This window comes from Salmonella sp. NW722 (assembly GCF_051702785.1).
In the GTDB taxonomy this organism is placed as follows: Bacteria; Pseudomonadota; Gammaproteobacteria; order Enterobacterales; family Enterobacteriaceae; genus Salmonella; species Salmonella enterica.
Window position 1 is genome coordinate 212,055 of the sequence record NZ_JAMMIN010000004.1, and the last position, 18,440, is coordinate 230,494.

At 51.2% G+C, this 18,440-nt stretch carries 15 protein-coding genes; 3 read left to right on the top strand and 12 right to left on the bottom strand.

All coding sequences use genetic code 11. The annotated features are described in order from the left end of the window. Nucleotides 1-8: 8 nt before the first annotated feature. Nucleotides 9-1,268, bottom strand: coding sequence for a DUF1116 domain-containing protein (locus NA330_RS11355; protein ID WP_000495330.1), 1,260 nt, complete (start codon nucleotides 1,266-1,268; stop codon nucleotides 9-11). A gap of 9 nt (nucleotides 1,269-1,277) precedes the next feature. Beyond that, nucleotides 1,278-2,942 carry an acyl-CoA synthetase FdrA gene (locus NA330_RS11360; RefSeq protein ID WP_023241821.1) on the bottom strand — a complete coding sequence of 555 codons (1,665 nt, stop codon included), beginning with the start codon at nucleotides 2,940-2,942 and terminating at the stop codon, nucleotides 1,278-1,280. A gap of 315 nt (nucleotides 2,943-3,257) precedes the next feature. Between NA330_RS11360 and allD the strand changes: the two genes are divergently transcribed. The 3 genes from allD to allE are packed head-to-tail and all read left to right on the top strand — an operon-like array spanning nucleotide 3,258 to nucleotide 6,360. Continuing rightward, a complete protein-coding gene (gene allD / locus NA330_RS11365) occupies nucleotides 3,258-4,307 on the top strand; it encodes an ureidoglycolate dehydrogenase AllD (protein ID WP_023241820.1) in 1,050 nt (349 codons plus the stop codon). A gap of 21 nt (nucleotides 4,308-4,328) precedes the next feature. Next, complete coding sequence (allC, locus tag NA330_RS11370) at nucleotides 4,329-5,564, top strand: allantoate deiminase (protein WP_023241819.1); 1,236 nt, start codon at nucleotides 4,329-4,331, stop codon at nucleotides 5,562-5,564. Nucleotides 5,565-5,574: 10 nt separating this feature from the next. Then, nucleotides 5,575-6,360, top strand: a complete 786-nt coding sequence (gene allE, locus NA330_RS11375; RefSeq protein WP_000540985.1) for a (S)-ureidoglycine aminohydrolase — start codon at nucleotides 5,575-5,577, stop codon at nucleotides 6,358-6,360. Nucleotides 6,361-6,439: 79 nt separating this feature from the next. Here allE and glxK read toward each other — a convergent pair whose 3' ends face one another. The 10 genes from glxK to allA all read right to left on the bottom strand — a co-directional run bounded on the left by glxK (nucleotide 6,440) and on the right by allA (nucleotide 18,283). Beyond that, the gene (gene glxK, locus NA330_RS11380) at nucleotides 6,440-7,588 is read right to left on the bottom strand and encodes a glycerate 3-kinase (RefSeq protein WP_023241818.1); all 1,149 of its coding nucleotides are present in this window, start codon (nucleotides 7,586-7,588) and stop codon (nucleotides 6,440-6,442) included. A 22-nt stretch (nucleotides 7,589-7,610) separates the two neighbouring features. Beyond that, on the bottom strand, nucleotides 7,611-8,909 hold the full coding sequence (locus NA330_RS11385) for a uracil/xanthine transporter (RefSeq protein ID WP_000484499.1): 1,299 nt from the start codon (nucleotides 8,907-8,909) through the stop codon (nucleotides 7,611-7,613). Nucleotides 8,910-8,967: 58 nt separating this feature from the next. Next, entirely contained in the window at nucleotides 8,968-10,329 is a 1,362-nt protein-coding gene (allB, locus tag NA330_RS11390; protein ID WP_023241817.1) for an allantoinase AllB, read from the bottom strand. A gap of 78 nt (nucleotides 10,330-10,407) precedes the next feature. Further along, nucleotides 10,408-11,862, bottom strand: coding sequence for an allantoin transporter (locus NA330_RS11395; RefSeq protein WP_023241816.1), 1,455 nt, complete (start codon nucleotides 11,860-11,862; stop codon nucleotides 10,408-10,410). Between the two features lie 95 nt (nucleotides 11,863-11,957). After that, complete coding sequence (locus NA330_RS11400) at nucleotides 11,958-13,205, bottom strand: MFS transporter (RefSeq protein WP_000005070.1); 1,248 nt, start codon at nucleotides 13,203-13,205, stop codon at nucleotides 11,958-11,960. 65 nt (nucleotides 13,206-13,270) lie between these two features. Beyond that, on the bottom strand, nucleotides 13,271-14,149 hold the full coding sequence (gene glxR / locus NA330_RS11405) for a 2-hydroxy-3-oxopropionate reductase (RefSeq protein WP_023237173.1): 879 nt from the start codon (nucleotides 14,147-14,149) through the stop codon (nucleotides 13,271-13,273). A gap of 99 nt (nucleotides 14,150-14,248) precedes the next feature. Further along, complete coding sequence (gip, locus tag NA330_RS11410) at nucleotides 14,249-15,025, bottom strand: hydroxypyruvate isomerase Gip (protein WP_000943591.1); 777 nt, start codon at nucleotides 15,023-15,025, stop codon at nucleotides 14,249-14,251. A gap of 12 nt (nucleotides 15,026-15,037) precedes the next feature. Beyond that, nucleotides 15,038-16,819 (bottom strand): glyoxylate carboligase, encoded by a 1,782-nt coding sequence (gene gcl, locus NA330_RS11415; RefSeq protein WP_023241815.1) that lies wholly within the window; start codon nucleotides 16,817-16,819, stop codon nucleotides 15,038-15,040. Between the two features lie 84 nt (nucleotides 16,820-16,903). After that, on the bottom strand, nucleotides 16,904-17,722 hold the full coding sequence (allR, locus tag NA330_RS11420; protein ID WP_000141265.1) for an HTH-type transcriptional repressor AllR: 819 nt from the start codon (nucleotides 17,720-17,722) through the stop codon (nucleotides 16,904-16,906). Nucleotides 17,723-17,800: 78 nt separating this feature from the next. Then, on the bottom strand, nucleotides 17,801-18,283 hold the full coding sequence (gene allA, locus NA330_RS11425; RefSeq protein ID WP_000764659.1) for an ureidoglycolate lyase: 483 nt from the start codon (nucleotides 18,281-18,283) through the stop codon (nucleotides 17,801-17,803). Nucleotides 18,284-18,440 lie beyond the last annotated feature (157 nt).

The window sequence follows — 18,440 nt, forward strand, 5'->3', positions numbered from 1 at the left end:
GCGCTCTCTTAACTTACGCCCATGCTTTCCGCCAGCGCTTCCAGCGCCTGCTCGAAACAGGCCAGCGGCGCACGGACGGTTCCCGCGCCAATCTGTCCAATCCCCGCCTCTTTATGCGCGATACCCGTGTTAATCAGCGGCGTAATTCCGGTCTCGACCACGCGGCGGATATCCAGTCCCAGACAGGCCCCCTGAAAATCCCAGCCGGGGATTTGTAGCTGCATGTTGCGTTCAAGATAAATTTCAGCCATCTCTTCAGAAACAGATTTCGCCGCTTCCATTCCCCCGGCACCGACAAAACGCGTTACGCCAGGCGCGGCAATCATCGCTGCGCCGCCAATACCAAACGTTTCAGTAATGGCGCTGTCGCCCATGTCCGGGTTGGCCTGATCCTGCGAAAAACCGGTAAAAAATAGCCCCTGCGGCGTATTAACAGGCGCGGTGAACCAACGGTCGCCCAGACCGCTAACCCGAATGCCAAACATATCGCCATTGCGGGTCATCGCCGTCACAATGCTGCCGGCGCGAATCTGCGCGCCTGCGTCCATGGCGGCTTTACAGTAGGCCATCGCCAGATTAAGGAAGAATTGATCGGTGACGCTCAGAAAATCCATCACTTCCGCTATCTGCTGCTTATCGTGTTCCAGACGGGCGATATGCGGCGCCAACGTGCGCATCAGCAATGCGGAAGAGGCGATATTGCGCTGGTGGAATTCATCTCCCATCGTAATGCCCTGCGCCATCATTGCGGTCAGGTCGAGCCCCCGCTCCAGACGTCCCAGCGCCGCGCTTAATACCGGCATCAGCACATCGCGCATCCAGCGCAAACGTTGCTGAACATCCTCGCCATAGGCGCCGAAACGCATCACTTTGCCGATCCCTTCGTTGAGATTGCAGTACGCGCGATTGCCGTCGGTGATATTTTCCACGACCAGCATCGGCATACTGGCTGAGGTAATACCGCCCATCGGCCCCACGGCGTTAACGTGATGGCAGGGAATAAAGTTGACCTTTCCCTGCTCTAACAGCGCGAGCGCGCTCATTTCATCTTTGGCCCATCCTTCAAACAGGCATGCGCCGATACAGGCGCCTTTCATCGGGCCGGTCATCTCTTGCCAGCGCATCGGCGGGCCGGCATGAAGAAGCGTTTTCCCCTGATTGAGCACGCTAATTAATGAAGAAGCTGGCTTCACATCCAGCCAGTGCGGACGTGCGCGACGAATTTGTTCGATGACTGCAGCGTTGGCTTGCGCCACTGATGTAAACATGGGAACCCCTTATTGCAAACGTTCTAACAGACGAGCCAGTTTTTTATTACCGCCAGCGACAGGCGCCCACTGGTAGTGCACCACGGGCATACCGGCAGCCTGTAAATCCAGCGCGAAGCTACGTAACCCGGCATTAATCACCGTTACCGCTTCCAGTAACCGGGGAGCTGATGGATGAGTGGAAGAGAGAGTGGGTCGAATCAGTTCCGCGGCCAACAGAGTGGCTTCGGGAAGAGAATCCACTACCGTGATGCCGGCATCTTCGAGCGCGGCGATTTGTTGCGAGCGGCACTGAGGATCGCGTTCCGTTCCGGTGACGGTTGCGATGGCGAACAGCGGCTGGTCGCCGGCGCGTGCGGCGCATGCCTTCTGCCAGGCCTGAATCAGCGAGGCGGCGGGATCGGCGGTCGCGCCAAAACCAATAACGACGTCCACTAATAACACGCGTACCTGCGGCTGTGCGCCAAGCCCGGCGATAAGCTGATTACGTAACGCCGGGTCGATCATCGGATGTGGTCGCCCAACGGTATAAAAGTCATCGCCCAGATCGATAATCTGGTGGCCGTCAGCGTCAAGCATCATGCCATGGTGATGTTCCGTATCCGTCGCGACGCCCAGATAGCCGGCCAGCAGCCCCGCCGCTTCCGCGGCCAGCGTTCCGCCGGTATAGAGACCACGAATCACGCCGCCTGTTGAAACCATTTCTTTACGCTGCGACGTCACGCGAGACAATAAACATGCCAGTCGGGCGGCTTCATCCAGCGTCGAGGCAAACCAGACGTTTCCCTCACGCGCAACGGGAGAGGAAAACCCTAAGAACAGCGCTACAACGGGTTTCCCGGTGGCTTTCATCGCCGCGATAATATGCTGACGAACCGCATCGGCAGGCGGTTTGGAGACAAAGGCCAGCACCTGGCTCTTTTCATCCGCGCTGAGTATCTCCAGTGCCGTTAGCGCGCTGATCCCGCCGACCTCGGCGCTCAAATCGCGTCCGCCAAGCCCGATGGCATGGGTAATCCCTTCCCCCGCCAGCGCAATCTGTGAACAGAGCTCCTGAATACCGGTGCCGGAAGCGCCAATCACCCCGATGTTGCCCTCTGGCATGACGTTAGCGAAAGCCAGCGGCGTATTGGCGATCATAGCGGTGCCGCAATCCGGCCCCATGACCAGCAGTCCTTTATCACGCGCCCGGCGTTTTAGTCTGATTTCATCGTCCAGCGTGACATTATCGGAGAAGATCATCACGTTCAACGAACGATCCAGCGCCTGCTCCGCCAGTTCCGCCGCATATTCGCCGGCCACCGATACCAGCGCCAGATTCGCCTCTGGCAGTTTCTGACAGGCGCTTTCCCAGCGTCTGACCTGGATTAACGACTGGCTGCCGCTGCTTCCCTGCGCCAACTGCTGCAATGCTTCTTCGAGCTGTCGCACAATCACTTGCGTAATGCCGTCATCTACCGCTTCGGTACGAATCGCCACACAAATGTCATTGGGCGTTGCGCCATGAAAATCGTCATGCCAGAAACCGGTAGTTTCCAGCAGCGACTTATTCGCAGGCGTTCCCATCATTACCGATACATCATCAACATTTTCGGACTCACTCAGCTTTCGAGAAATAATCATTAAGCTGACAGAGTCCTGAAAACACCCTTTTTTAATAAAGGCGTGGATCATAACAACTCCTTAATAATTGCACCCATTGCAATTGCACGAGCAGTGTTAATGTGCGCTTCACGGTATATATCCGGGAGGGTAAATAGAGTGATTAACGTCACATCAAATTTATTAACAAAAGAATTCAAACAACGGCTAAAGGATTAGTTATGATTTTCTAAAAAAGCTTTTTATTTAAGCAAAAAGATAAAACCCGCCTGATTATCAAATAAATTCTAATTATATTTTTTTGCCTGTCTGGATCACATAATCATTTTATTTTCCCGGTATGTTAATCGCAGTCATGCTTCACACCGTCGTTAAAAAGGAAGACAGATGAAAATCAGTCGGGAAACACTCCATCAGCTTATCGAAAATAAGCTTTATAAAGCCGGACTAAAACGTGAGCACGCCGCCATCGTCGCCGACGTACTGGTTTATGCAGATGCCAGAGGTATTCACTCACATGGCGCCGTACGCGTTGAATATTATGCCGAACGAATTTCAAAAGGCGGCACCAACCGGGAGCCGACGTTCCGCATTGAGAATACCGGTCCCTGTACGGCGATACTGCATGCCGATAATGCTGCCGGACAGGTCGCAGCCAAAATGGGAATGGAGCATGCTATTGAAATAGCCCAAAAAAATGGCGTCGCGGTTGTCGGCATTAGCAGAATGGGCCATAGCGGCGCCATCTCTTATTTCGTCCGCCAGGCTGCTCGCGAAGGTCTGATCGGTCTGTCTATCTGTCAGTCCGATCCTATGGTCGTGCCGTTTGGCGGGGCGGATATTTACTATGGCACTAATCCGCTGGCCTTTGCCGCGCCGGGCGAAGGCGATGACATCATTACCTTCGATATGGCCACCACCGTGCAGGCCTGGGGAAAAGTCCTCGATGCACGGTCCCGCAATGAGTCCATTCCGGAGAGTTGGGCCGTTGATAAAAACGGCGCGCCGACACATGATCCTTTTGCCGTCAATGCGTTATTACCCGCCGCAGGCCCGAAAGGTTACGGCCTGATGATGATGATCGATATTCTGTCCGGTATTCTGCTGGGGCTGCCGTTTGGCCGCCAGGTCAGTTCGATGTATGAAGATTTACACGCCGGACGCAATTTAGGACAACTTCATCTGGTCATTAATCCGGCGTTCTTCTCTTCCTGTGAATTATTCCGCAAACATATTAGTCAGACCATGCAGGAACTCAATTCCGTGAAGCCCGCCCCCGGTTTTAAACAGGTTTATTATCCTGGACAGGATCAGGATATTAAACAGAAAAATGCCGATATGAATGGTATCGATATTGTTGATGATATTTATCAATATCTGATTTCCGATGCCCTCTATCTCAAGTCATACGAAACAAAAAATCCCTTTGCCCAATAATTATTGAAACAGGAATTTTCTATGATAAAGCATTTTCGCCACGCGATAGAAGAAACATTGCCCTGGCTCTCTTCCATTGGAGCCGATCCTACGGGTGGAATGACGCGTTTACTTTATTCGCCTGAGTGGCTGGAAACACAGCAGCAGTTTAAAAAGCGAATGGCAGAAAGCGGTCTGGAGACACGCTTTGATGACGTCGGAAATTTATATGGCCGCCTTTGCGGCACACAATTTCCGGAGCAGGTGATTTTAAGCGGTTCGCATATTGATACGGTCGTCAACGGCGGCAATCTGGACGGGCAATTCGGCGCGCTTGCCGCCTGGCTGGCGCTCGACTGGCTAAAAGCGACCTACGGCGCGCCGCTGCGCACCGTCGAGGTAGTGTCAATGGCTGAGGAAGAAGGCAGCCGTTTCCCTTACGTTTTTTGGGGCAGCAAGAACATTTTTGGCCTGGCGAATCCTGAAGAGGTACGCCATATCCAGGACGCCAAAGGCACAGGCTTTGTCGACGCTATGCAGGCGTGCGGATTTACCCTTCCCGCCGCGCCGCTCGCCGCGCGAACCGATATCCGCGCCTTTGTTGAATTGCATATTGAGCAAGGCTGCGTTCTGGAGAGCAACGGACAGTCGATTGGCGTCGTCAACGCCATCGTCGGGCAACGTCGCTACACGGTGACGCTCAACGGCGAGTCCAACCATGCAGGCACAACGCCAATGGGCTATCGTCGCGATACGGTGCATGCCTTCAGTCGTATTTGCAGTCAGTCCATTGAAAAAGCCAAACAGCATGGCGATCCCCTGGTATTAACGTTCGGCAAAGTTGAGCCGCAGCCGAATACGGTCAATGTTGTCCCTGGGAAAACCACATTTACAATCGATTGCCGGCATACGGACGCCGCGGTACTTCGCGAATTTACCGAACAGTTGGAAAACGATATGCGCGCCATCTGCGATGAAATGGATATCGGCATCGATATCGATTTGTGGATGGACGAAGCGCCGGTGCCGATGAACGCCGAACTGGTCGCGGCCCTCACCAGGCTGTGTGAAACCGAACAACTGAACTATCGCATAATGCATAGCGGCGCAGGTCATGACGCGCAAATTTTCGCGCCGCGCGTCCCTACCTGTATGATTTTCGTCCCCAGCATTAATGGTATCAGCCATAACCCGGCGGAACGTACCAACATTAATGACCTTGCTGAAGGGGTCAAAACTCTGGCATTAATGCTGCATCAACTTGCCTGGCAAAAATAAGGAGCCATCAATGGGATATCTGAATAACGTCACGGGTTACCGCGATGATTTACTGGCGAACCGCGCCATTGTGAAACACGGTAACTATGCGCTCTTAACGCCGGACGGTCTGGTGAAAAATATTATTCCCGGCTTTGAAAACTGTGACGTCACCATCCTTTCGACGCCGAAGCTGGGTGCTTCTTTCGTCGATTATCTGGTCACCTTACATCAGAATGGCGGCAACCAGCAGGGCTTTGGCGGCGAGGGGATTGAAACTTTTCTCTATGTCATTACGGGAAATATTGAAGCTAAAGCAGAAGGAAAAACATTCTCTTTAACCCAGGGCGGATACCTCTATTGTCCACCGGGCGAGATGATGACCTTTAGCAACGCTCAAACGGAAGACAGCCAGCTATTTTTATATAAACGCCGCTATACTCCTGTCGAGGGGCATGCCCCGTGGTTGGTTTCCGGCAACGCCAGCCAGCTGGAGCGTATTCATTATGAAGGCATGGAAGATGTTATTCTGCTGGATTTCCTGCCTAAAGAGCTGGGCTTCGATATGAACATGCATATTCTGTCGTTCGAACCGGGCGCCAGCCACGGCTATATTGAAACCCACGTCCAGGAACATGGCGCTTATATCCTTTCCGGCCAGGGAGTTTATAACCTCGACAACAACTGGGTGCCAGTGAAAAAAGGCGACTACATCTTCATGGGCGCTTATTCCCTGCAGGCCGGATACGGTGTAGGTCGTGGCGAAGCATTTAGCTACATCTACTCCAAAGACTGTAACCGCGACGTTATGATTTAACGGCGGACAGCCCTCCTGATTATTTTTAATTTAGCTATGTTGGATTTTGCCACGGTGAGAACCGTGGCTTTTTTTATGCTTAACGAGTCCCGATATCCTGGCCAAGTTTGATGACGCGGGCAATATTACAGGCGCTGTGGTAGAGATTTTGTTCACCGTTCGCCAGAACCTCCGGCAAAGGCGCCAGCCGCGGCAAAATACTGAATACCGCATCAATACCGTGGCGATGGACCACTTCCACGCCGTCGCCCAGTACGCCGGCAATGCCGATAACCGGGACGTGATGCCGTTTCGCCACTGACGCAACGCCTATCGGCGCTTTTCCTCCCGCCGTTTGCGAGTCGATTCGCCCTTCTCCGGTAATCACCAGCGAGGCCTCTTTTACCGCCTCCTCCAACTTCACCGCCTGCATAACAATCTCAATACCGGGCTTCATTTCCGCTTCCAGGAAGACGATAGCAGCAATCCCCATTCCTCCGGCCGCTCCACCGCCCGGTATTTGAGACATGTCGCGTCCGGTCAGGGCATGTAAAACACGGGCATAATTACGTAATCCATTTTCCAGCGTCTCAACCATTTCAGGCGTCGCCCCTTTCTGCGGACCGAATACCGCCGCCGCGCCGCGTGGCCCCACCAACGGGTTATCAACATCACAGGCGACCTCAATACGACACTCTGAAATTCGCGGATCGCACGCCTGCAGGTCAATGCTCGCCAGGCGCGATAAATTGCCCCCTCCGGCGCCAAGCGGCGTTCCCTGCGCGTCCAGAAAACGCACACCGAGCGCCTGCGTTACTCCCATTCCGCCATCCACCGTGGCGCTGCCGCCGATACCCAGAATAATATGGCGAATCCCCGCGTCCAGGGCGTGACGAATCAATTCGCCGGTGCCGAAACTGGATGCCAGCAGCGGATTACGCGCCTCGGGCGCCACCAGCATCAATCCGCTCGCCGCCGCCATTTCAATAATCGCCGTTTTGCCGTCGCCGGTCAGGCCATAAAATCCGTTTACTTTTTCCCCCATCGGCCCGCTAACGTCCACAGAAACCCGTTTCCCGCCGGTCGCTGCCACCATCGCGTCCACGGTTCCTTCTCCACCATCGGCGATCGGTAAACAGACATAGCGCGCATCAGGAAATACGGTTGAAAATCCCGCTTTAATAGCCTGACAGCATTTATCAGCGCTTAAGCTCTCTTTAAATGAATCTGGCGCAATTACAATCTTCATCATGTCTCCTTGTTTTCTCACGTTATTTAATGCGTTCCCACGGAATAAGATTTTCCATAAGCACTGCCAGTAAGATTCCCACCAGTAATCCGTTGCTAAGCAGAGGACGAATCATCAGTGGAAGATCCTGTAAATAGACCGGAGGAAGCCCCATCAAAAAAATGCCGACAAAAAGCGGTAATGCCAGGCGATAAATATTCCGCGCGGTAAACGTAATTTGCTGGCTAAAAACCAAACCGGAATAAAGTAAAGGTAAATAAGAGACCAGCATAACGGCGCTGCTGATCGCCAGTGGAATAGCGCAAAATAAGCGGGTTAACGGCGTTATAATGGCAACCAGCAGACACAGCGCGCTACCGCAGATAAAAGATTTGCGAGAACTGTCGCCGGTTTGCGTTAATAAACCAATGGAAGACACAAAAGGCGAAAAAGGCACGACCGCGAAAGGCACCGTCACTAACGTCATCAGTCCGGAAATCATAAAGCTTCGGCGATAACGAGAACTGCCCGACCCTTGATGCGGATAAAAGATATCGGTACCGCGGATGGCGCCGTAAGTGTTGCTGATGTTGACTAACCCCGTCATCACCGCCGTCACAATAATACCCGGCATCAGCGTGCCGTGGCTGCCCAGCGGAAACCATCGCCAGCTTAATTCACCCGGCGGTAAGTGTGATGAAGGAAAGCATAACCGCCATAGCCCCCACCCGACCACGGTCCCTACCAGTAACGCGTAACGGGAGATACGCTGTTGCAGGAAAATAATCATCGCGAGGATAAAACACATCACCGCGACCGCCAACCCAAAGGGGGCCAATTTGATTCTGGCGCTGGTATCGGCAATGCCAAAAGGCAGCCCCAGCATGCCTTTAAAAAATATTGAGGTCAGCTGCGCGCCCAAAAGCAGCATGAAAAAAACCATCACCGCCGGCGTAAACAGGCGAGCCAGACGGTGTCCTAAGCCGCTAATGCCGATAAATATCGTCACCATCGCGGAGATCGCGATCCCTACCGACAGGCTGGAGGCGATATCGTTCAGCGGCGTGCCGCGAGACGCCTCGCCAAGCGTAATCGTAAGAATAGCGCCCCACCACAGCCCTGTCGGCCCTTCCATAATGGCGCGGCGATGGCCGCAAAATGCCTGAGCCAGGCAGGCCAACGCGGTGGTCAAAAAAGCGTATTGTGTGAGCATTAACAGGTTATCAGCGGGAAGATGAAAAGCGGACAGCAAGGTAGGGGGAACCACAACCGTGTTACAGAAAATAAAGAAAAACCACTGAAAGCCGGACAATACACTTTCGCGGTTAATAACAGGGAACATATCCACACCTTAAAATAGAGAATGCCCGTCGTGACGACGGGCATTAAATCACACCGGATTACTGCTGATGTTTAAGGATAAACTGACCTTTTGGCGGCACAGGGAAGCCATGCTCGATGTCATAAATAACATCGCCGCGCAAAATCGTTTTGGTAATACGCGCGCCAATAGTACGGCCAACATACGGACTGACTTTATGGCGATATTCCAGATCTTCATTTTTCAGAACATAGCTGCTGTCAGGCTGAATAAAGACCAGGTCAGCATCTTTGCCGGGAGCAATACGTCCTTTATGTTTCAGACCAAAAATATCGGCGGCGTTGGTCGCCATTAATTTGCCAAACATCGGCAACGACATACCGCGTTTTTGCACCGCTTCATCAAACATGACGTCCATGCAGTTTTGCAGTCCGGCAATTCCGCCCCATGCTTGCATGATATTGCCTGCTTTCATTTCCGGAGGGCATGGAGAGTGGTCGGATACCAGGCAGTCGATTTCGCCGTTAAACAGTTTTTCCCACATCCCTTTCTGGTTTTCCTGGTCGCGAATTGGCGGAGAACATTTTGCCAGGGTGCCAATCTCTTCGAACTGATCGGTATCGAGGACAAAATAGTGCGGGCACGATTCACAGGTGACATCCTGACCTTCCTGACGCGCGCGCGTTACTTCCTCTACCCCCTCCGGGCTGCTGATATGACAAACGTGCAGACGGCAACCTGCCGCTTTCGCCAGATACAGCACGCGACGAATGGCTTCCACTTCAGTAAATACCGGACGTGAGGCGACATAATCATGCGCCGTTACGCGACCTTCGCGTTTAGCTTCTTCGCCCAGCTCATCGCAAATCAGAGCATTTTCGCAATGTACCAGTACCGTCTGGCCCATCTCCCCCAGTTTCTGCGCGCCTTTGTAAAACTGCCAGTCATTAACGTCGCGAAAATCATTATCGATGCCACGATCGCCGCAGGTGGCGACAAAGCACTTGAAGCCGACAACGCCCACTTCGTCCAGCTCATGCAGCCGATCCAGGTTATAAGAAACCAAACCGCCCAACTGCGCGGCGTCGATGGTCAATTTACCTTTTGCCGCGTCAAACTTGAGTTCAATCGTCTCACGATCGACCGTCGCCGGCAGCTGATTGAGCGGCATCTCAATCATCGTGGTAATACCGCCTTTCGCCGCCGCGCGGGTACCGGTTTCATAGCCTTCCCAGTGGGTACGGCCCGGTTCAGAAATGTGGGTATGCGCGTCAACCATGCCCGGCGAAACGATCAATCCCGTCGCATCCAGCACATTTTTCGCTTCCCCCAGGTTCTCGCCAATCGCAGCGATTTTTCCGCCCTGGACGGCGATATCGATAACTCTCGCTTCGTTTTCTAAGATGACAGTACCGTTCTTAATAATTAAATCAAAAGACATAACAAACTCCTTGTATGGATACAGATAGTTTTTAAATAGCGCACACTTCATTAAATACGCTTAATGCTTTTTCAATATTTAACCTGCGAGTTTTTTCTCTCCTGTATTTTCAAAACCCGTGCGTTTCTTCAATAGCGCATAAGCAACGAACGCAACTATTACGCCTACAAACCAGGACACGCGGGATAAAGGCTCCAAAAATGGTATAAACTTGCCGCCTAATGACAGAATAACTGCGACCAGGGTGACTGAAAATGCAGTCAGGTTAAATCCATTATCATAATATTTGTAATCACCGCTGGCGGTGTACAGCTCATCAAGATTAATTTTTCCACGCATTACCACAAAATAATGAGCTAACATTACGCCGATTACCGGGCCAAGCATACCGCCGATAATATCGAGGAACAGATAAATACTGTCCTGATTCTCCATTAATTTCCATGGGCAAATCAGTAGACTGATAATACTGGCAATCATTACGCCATTTTTATAGTTAAGCTTTGTCGGGGCAAGCGCCGCAATTTGATACCCCGCAGGTATAATATTACCGGTGGCGTTGGTTGAAATTGTCGTCATCAGAATCACCAGCACCGCAAAGAATGAAGCAAACAGACTGTCCCAGCGCTGCACAATATCCAGCACGTTCCAGGTATCCATACCATAATGAATACTGGCTCCGGCAATAATGCACACGCTGGCTACGGCGAATAATATATACGCTACGATAAGCCCCAGCGTTTGTCCCAATGCCTGAGCGCGAAATGAATGCGCGTTTTGCGTGAAATCGGACGCGCTCACCGCTGGCGCTGCCCAGACGGCGACTACGGCGTTAATCACCACCAGGAACAGAAAGCCGCTGTGCTCTGCTTTTTGCACGCCTGAAGGCAGATAGTCCAGAATCGGGCCAATGCCGACCAGCGATATTGCCCAAATAGCCATGCCGCCAAAGACAATGTAAATACATGGATTGAGGATAGCGGTAAATTTATTTAATACTTTACCACCGCCAAAACCGATGCCAACGTTAATAATCCAAAAAATTAGAAAAGTAATTAGCCCTGGCAGTGAAAGACCCAGCAGCTTGAAATCTCCACCTAATGTCAGAAATCCTGGCCAGATCTTCCCAATCAAAATAAGAAATGCCAGCGATCCCGCGTAACACTGCAAGCCGAACCACATAATTTCCGCGATTCCCCCTCGCAATAATCCAGGGAATAGCGCGCCGCGGACGCCGTAAGAACCTCGCAATATCATAGCAAAAGGAACGCCATATTTGCTGCCTGCCGCGCCATTCATTACCATCGCCGCCGCAATAAATAATGCGCTGATAATAATGGCCAACATGATATTAAATGTTGATAGCCCCAGTATAAAAAAACCGCCGACCATAACGTAATTTGGCACGTTATGTACAGATCCCATCCATAAGGTGAAATAGTTAAATGCCTTCCAGTTTCGTTGGGTTTCTGTTTTAGGTAATAAGTCTTCGCTATAACCGCGCTGCTGGTATAGCTCTCTTTGATGTTCCATAAATCCCTCTGTTCACGCATCGGATAACGTTGTTATGGGTTTAGCTATGAGGAACAAATAAATATAAAATAAAGAATTAGTAGATATAATTATTTTTAAGCTGAAGCAATACGTTGCGTTGCTTTCTTTTTATATAAAGTGACGACAGCAAAGATCAGTGTTCCGGTGACCACTAAACATGCTGAAATCACAAAACTGATCTCCTTCGACCCCGTTACATCCGAAATAAATCCGGTCAACGTTGGGGCGACAACCGCTGAACTCATGCCAAAGAAATTAAAAAGGCTGAAAGCTCTTCCCAGACTTTTTGCCGAAGCCTGTTCAGATACAAAGGAGATCAGGATCGGGTCTACTGCCATTTTCCCCAGCAAGCCGTATAGCGTCAGGCTGACCATCAGCATCGTGGTATTCGGGGACAAAACCGTAAACGCCAACATTGCTGCCGCCACAATTTCCAGACCGAGAATAACCTTAACTTTACTGTTACGGAATTTATCTGACAGATGGCTAAAAAATAACGCCCCCGGTACGCCAACCACCGCTACCAGCGCTGATGCCAGCCCGATAGCTCCGCCATCAAATCCTCTTTCAGTCTGTAGATAAGAGGGCAGCCAGGTCACTATCAAATAGTAACCGTAGCAGGTACAGAAATAGAGGAAGTAAACGCTACACAATAAACCAGAGAATAAAGGTGCGCGTTTCTCATCTTCCGTAACGGTTTGGGTTTGCTTTTCCGCTTGCGCAGAGTCGCTTTTGGCTTTACCGCGAATGATCAGCGTAAAGACGCACAGCATGATTACTAATATCGCGGCCACGATATACAGTACATTCTGCCAGGCCATGCTCATGTTTTTTACTAATACGCTGGAACCGATTAAGCCAATCCCCATCCCTATAGCCGACCCGCTGTTGATAATCGCGTTGGCTAATGCCCGACGGGCCTGCGGCACGTTTGCCGAAGAGAGTGAATAAGCCGAGCTAAAGAAAGAAGCGCATCCGCCACCTGCCATTAGCGACCCTATATAGATCATGGTCAGGCCATTGGCTTTCGCGATACAGAGTGTACCAATAATAAAAAGCGTAAATCCGGCCATCAGCATGATTTTTTGACCGAATTTATCGACCAATATTCCGCAAGGGATTTGCATACTGCAGTAAGCAAAAAAGTAAAAACTTGCAATGGCGCCTATTTCAGCATTACTTACATTGTCTAAAGATGCCTGAATTTCTGGATAAATTGGCGTAAGCACGGTGCGATAGATCCAAATCGCTACCCAGCCCAGACTCATTACGACAACAATTTGTTTCCAGTAATCAATTCCGGATTTTTTAGTTTCACTCATGTTCTTCACCTTTACAGAGTGTTCCTTGTGAACAGGTATCGCTGCAGCCGCAGCGATACACATAATTAGGACAATTTATGATTGGCCATTAATTCCAGCGCCTGTACCATTGCCGAATGATCAAGCTGGCTCCCGCCATTTGCCGCACAGGTATTGAATAATTCCTGGCAGGTCGCCGTATTCGGTAAATTCAGCGCCAGCGCTTTTGCGCTTTGCAATGCAAGATTAAGGTCTTTCTGATGAAGCGCGATTTTGAAACCAGGCTCGAACGTCCGGTTGATCATCCGCTCGCCGTGAACTTCCAGAATGCGTGAAGAGGCGAACCCGCCCATTAACGCCTGGCGCACGCGTACCGGATCGGCACCTGCTTTTGAAGCAAACACTAAGGCTTCAGAAACCGCTTCAATATTCAGCGCAACAATAATTTGGTTAGCCACCTTACAGGTTTGCCCATCCCCATTGCCGCCCACCAGGGTGATATTTTTTCCCAGGATGTCAAAGAGCGGTTTAACGCGGTCAAAGACTTTCTGCTCGCCGCCGACCATAATCGACAGAGTGCCTTCACGCGCCCCGATTTCTCCCCCGGAAACCGGGGCATCCAGGTAATCAGCGCCCATTTCATTAACGCGCTGGGCAAAACGTTTGGTTTCGATAGGAGAAATAGAACTCATATCGACGATGGTTTTTCCCTGAAGCGATGTTTTAGCGCAACCGTGTTCGCCAAATAACACCTCTTCAACCTGCGGCGTATCCGGCACCATTATGAAGATGATGTCTGCAAATTCAGTTACCTGACGTGCAGTCTCAACATTTACCACCCCCAGCGAGAGCAGTTCGTCCGCGACCGGACCAATAGTCGTAACGTGTAATTGATGACCGGCGCGTGCCAAATTGATAGCCATTGGCGAGCCCATAATTCCCAGGCCAATAAATCCCAGTTTCATATACAACCTCTTTTATTGCTTTCGGTGTTTCCAGATTCAGGCAACACAATCCCCTTCCAACACAGTGGAAAAAAAGCGCTGCCCGAATTATTCTGCGTTTTAACGGTACTGATTAATCCACGATAATCCCGCTTCCGTGGTAGTCAGTGGTTTATATTCACAGCCAACCCAGCCATCATAACCAGACTGTTTAATGACATTAAAAATAAAGTCATAATTAATTTCCCCGGTCCCCGGCTCGCCGCGACGCGGGTTATCAGCAATCTGTAAATGGCCTATTTTATCGGCCCATGCCGTCATGGTTTGCGTTAATTCCCCTTCCATGCGTTGCATGTGATAAATATCATACTGAATTTTGATATTATCGCTGCCGATATCCTTAATTAAGGCTAACGCCTGTTGAGTGCCGGTGAGATGGAATCCCGGCATATCAAAGTGATTAATAGGTTCGATAAGTAATAAAATGTCTTCTTTCGCCAGCATATTTGCCGCATAGCGCAGGTTTTCGACCAACGTGTCGTGGATCTCCGTTGCGGAGAATCCTGACGGCGTTTTACCCACCAGACAATTTATTTTCTTATTGCCTAACGCACGTGCATAACGGATTGCGGCCGCTACGCCATCGCGAAACTCTTCTTCGCGCCCAGGAATACAGGCAATTCCACGTTCGCCAGCCGCCCAGTCGCCAGCCGGTAAATTATGTAACGTATGTTCCAGATTATTATCCCTGAGCTTACGTTTTAACACTTCGATGTCGTTATCGTAGGGAAACATGAATTCCACGCCGCGAAATCCCGACAACGCCGCTTTATCAAAGCGTTCCAGGAAATCATATTCCGTAAACAGCATAGAAAGATTGGCAGAGAAACGTAACATCGATTACCTCCCTTACTCATATTTCATAAAACAGATTTCTGTTGGCGCATCTTTCGCACTATCCGCAACCTCTTCAAACTCGGTTACGTTATCCAGTTCGCTGCCCATGGAAATATTGGTTACGCGTTCCAGAATGACTTCCACCACCACCGGAACGCGATATTGCGCCATTAGCGCTTTGGCTTGTTCAAATGCAGGCGCAATATCTTCCGGTTTAAAGACACGAATTGCTTTACAGCCTAACCCTTCCGCCACTTTTACATGGTCAACGCCATAGCCATTCACTTCGCTGGAGTTGATATTTTCAAAGGCGAGCTGTACGCAGTAGTCCATGTCAAATGCGCGTTGCGACTGGCGAATCAGACCAAGATAAGCGTTGTTAACCAGCACATGGATATACGGAATGTTAAACTGCGCGCCGACGGCTAACTCTTCAATCAGGAACTGGAAGTCGAAATCGCCGGAAATCGCCACCACATTGCGTTGCGGATCGGCAGCACATACTCCTAATGCCGCCGGGATTGTCCAGCCAAGAGGCCCCGCCTGGCCGCAGTTGATCCAGTGTCTGTCTTTAAACACATGCAGCATCTGCGCTGCCGCGATTTGCGACAATCCAATGGTGGTGACATAGCACACATCGCGACCAAAGGCTTTGTTCATCTCTTCATAGACGCGCTGCGGCTTCACTGGCACGTTGTCAAAGTGGGTTTTACGCAGCAAAGTCCGTTTACGCTGCTGGCATTCGTCCACCCAGGTTTTCCGGCATGGCAAACGCCCCGCTTTTTGCATCTCCTGCGCGACATCGATCAGCAACGTTAGCGCCGCTTTGGCGTCCGAAACGATGCCCAGATCCGGGCACAACACGCGGCCAATTTGCGTCGGTTCAATATCGATATGGATGATTTTTCGCCCCTGAGTATATTTCTCAACGGACCCTGTATGACGGTTGGCGAAACGGTTACCGATGCCAAAAACCATATCAGATGCCAGCAGAGTGGCGTTGCCGTAGCGATGCGCCGTTTGCAGGCCGACCATCCCCGCCATTAAGGGGTGATCGTCCGGGATACAGCCCCAGCCCATCAGAGTAGGGATCACCGGTACGCTGGTCAGTTCGGCAAACTGCTGCAGCAGTGGCGCGGCGTCGGCGTTAATAACCCCGCCGCCCGCGACAATTACCGGACGCTCGGACTGAATCAGCATCTCCAGCGCCTTTTCAATCTGTACGCGGCTGGCGGCTGGCTTATATACCGGCAGCGGCTCATACATATCCGGATCGAATTCGATCTCCGCAACCTGAACATCAAACGGTAAATCAACCAGCACAGGACCTGGGCGGCCTGAGCGCATCAGATGAAAAGCCTGTTGTAATACGCGCGGCACCAGCGCCGCCTCACGAACCGTCACTGCCATCTTGCTGACTGGTTTTGCAATCGCTTCAATATCGACTGCCTGGAAATCTTCCTTGTGCAGACGCGCTCGTGGCGCCTGACCGGTAATGCATAAAATCGGGATAGAGTCGGCAGAAGCGGAATAGAGTGCGGTGATCATGTCGGTTCCCGCCGGGCCGGAAGTGCCCAGGCAGACCCCAATATTACCTGCCGCCGCACGTGTGTAGCCCTCAGCCATATGCGAGGCGCCTTCCACATGACGCGCCAGTATATGGCGAATGCCTCCATGCTTACGCATTGCAGAATAGAAGGGGTTGATTGCAGCCCCAGGAACGCCGAATGCTGTGGTGATACCTTCTTTTTCCAGCACATACATTGCCGCATCCACGGCTCTCATTTTTGCCATTTTATTGCTACCTCTTTTTATTGGAAAAAGTTTCCAACTTTTAAAAATTTTAAAAAAGTCCCGCTCCAGCGAGCGGGATGCGGCTCAGGCTACAGGGGGTTTTAGCCCAAGCGCCGTACTGATGTCTTTCGCGGTATCCCGTACCAGTTCACCCTGGCTGATAAAGCGATCTTCCGTCAGCCGGGAAGCCGGTCCCGATATTGAGATAGCGGCGACCACGCTGCCCGCATCGTCATAGATAGCGGAGGCGATACAATTCAGCCCGACAACATGTTCTTCCTGGTCGACGGTGTAGCCCTGTTCACGCGCCTGCTCCAGATTTTTAAGCAGGATAGGTAAATCCACCAGAGTGGTCGGCGTAAACCGCCGCAAACCGGTATTGACGACGATCCCCACCAGCTCTTCTTCGGTGAGCGGGTAAAGCAGCGCTTTTCCGGCGCCGGAAGCATGTAACGGCAGACGACTCCCTAAGGGCGCGCACATTCTGACCATCGATTTGCACTCCTTTTGACCGATTAACACCGCTTCATTACCGTTGCGAATCGCTACGTTGACCGTCTCGCCAGAAAGCAGCATAAGTCGGTGCATAAAGGGTCCGGCCACCGAGAGGACATCGCGATTATGAATATACGCAGAGCCCACATTAAATACGCCTAAACCAATATGCCACCAGCCAAGCTGGCTATCCTGGTACACAAAATCAGCCGCTTGCAGTACCTTTAACAGGCGAAACGTCGTAGAAAGCGGTAAATCCAGGCTGCCGGAAATATCGCTAACTGATGAACTGCCGCCGCTTCTTTCGAGATATTGCAATATCGCTATGCCCCTCTCCAGCGCCTGAGCGCCTTTCTGCGCAGTCGGCTCTGCCTGTCCTGGCCTGCCGCGTCGTCTTACTTCCGTCATATTTACGTTAACTCCGGCCCAAAATATGAGCATAAACAATGAACAATATGTTCATCTTATGCAAGAAGGCCAATAGCGTCACGCAAAACAGAGTTCATGTGTCGGGATACTTTCAACATCACAGTTATCGCTGCCACCGCGATCCACCGTCAGAAAATCGGTAACCGTCTGCCACGCAAACAGCGGGTGATGCCATACATTACGGTGATAATTGACGCCCTGCCGTCCATTGCTAATAAACGCCCGCAGCGTGGAGAGATCGGGTTTATCATCGCCGAGCGCGACAATAACGACAAAAGCCTCGCCGTTCATCGGCACAAACGCCTGCGTACCTAAAGGATGACGTTCCAGTTCATGTACCACAATAGGCATCGCGGCCGGTTGCGCCCTGTTAATACTGATCAGCGTGCGATCCTGCTCCAGAACTTCAACCTTCGCCAGGTCGTGATATCGCTCAACTAACCCGTTGTTTATATGAAAAAAGTCTCGTTCCTGCGTCTCAATAACATCGCCATAAGCGCTGAACGTCTTCTGATCTAACGGTAATACCTCAAGTTTCATTATTTTTCCCTTGTAGCTCGATTCCGTTTAACCGCGGTGTGGACTCTGTCCGGTTTCAATACCATGCAATCTAAAACCTTCGGGATTTAACATCAACATAAAAGTTGGAATATTTTTCCAAAAGTAGATTTAGACCACAAATCAAACATGGCTATTA

Excerpts from the sequence above, each read along its gene's own strand:
- NA330_RS11355 (WP_000495330.1), bottom strand. The coding sequence starts at position 1,268 with ATGTTTACATCAGTGGCGCAAGCCAACGCTGCAGTCATCGAACAAATT.
- NA330_RS11360 (WP_023241821.1), bottom strand. The coding sequence starts at position 2,942 with ATGATCCACGCCTTTATTAAAAAAGGGTGTTTTCAGGACTCTGTCAGC.
- allD (WP_023241820.1), top strand. The coding sequence starts at position 3,258 with ATGAAAATCAGTCGGGAAACACTCCATCAGCTTATCGAAAATAAGCTT.
- allC (WP_023241819.1), top strand. The coding sequence starts at position 4,329 with ATGATAAAGCATTTTCGCCACGCGATAGAAGAAACATTGCCCTGGCTC.
- allE (WP_000540985.1), top strand. The coding sequence starts at position 5,575 with ATGGGATATCTGAATAACGTCACGGGTTACCGCGATGATTTACTGGCG.
- glxK (WP_023241818.1), bottom strand. The coding sequence starts at position 7,588 with ATGAAGATTGTAATTGCGCCAGATTCATTTAAAGAGAGCTTAAGCGCT.
- NA330_RS11385 (WP_000484499.1), bottom strand. The coding sequence starts at position 8,909 with ATGTTCCCTGTTATTAACCGCGAAAGTGTATTGTCCGGCTTTCAGTGG.
- allB (WP_023241817.1), bottom strand. The coding sequence starts at position 10,329 with ATGTCTTTTGATTTAATTATTAAGAACGGTACTGTCATCTTAGAAAAC.
- NA330_RS11395 (WP_023241816.1), bottom strand. The coding sequence starts at position 11,862 with ATGGAACATCAAAGAGAGCTATACCAGCAGCGCGGTTATAGCGAAGAC.
- NA330_RS11400 (WP_000005070.1), bottom strand. The coding sequence starts at position 13,205 with ATGAGTGAAACTAAAAAATCCGGAATTGATTACTGGAAACAAATTGTT.
- glxR (WP_023237173.1), bottom strand. The coding sequence starts at position 14,149 with ATGAAACTGGGATTTATTGGCCTGGGAATTATGGGCTCGCCAATGGCT.
- gip (WP_000943591.1), bottom strand. The coding sequence starts at position 15,025 with ATGTTACGTTTCTCTGCCAATCTTTCTATGCTGTTTACGGAATATGAT.
- gcl (WP_023241815.1), bottom strand. The coding sequence starts at position 16,819 with ATGGCAAAAATGAGAGCCGTGGATGCGGCAATGTATGTGCTGGAAAAA.
- allR (WP_000141265.1), bottom strand. The coding sequence starts at position 17,722 with ATGACGGAAGTAAGACGACGCGGCAGGCCAGGACAGGCAGAGCCGACT.
- allA (WP_000764659.1), bottom strand. The coding sequence starts at position 18,283 with ATGAAACTTGAGGTATTACCGTTAGATCAGAAGACGTTCAGCGCTTAT.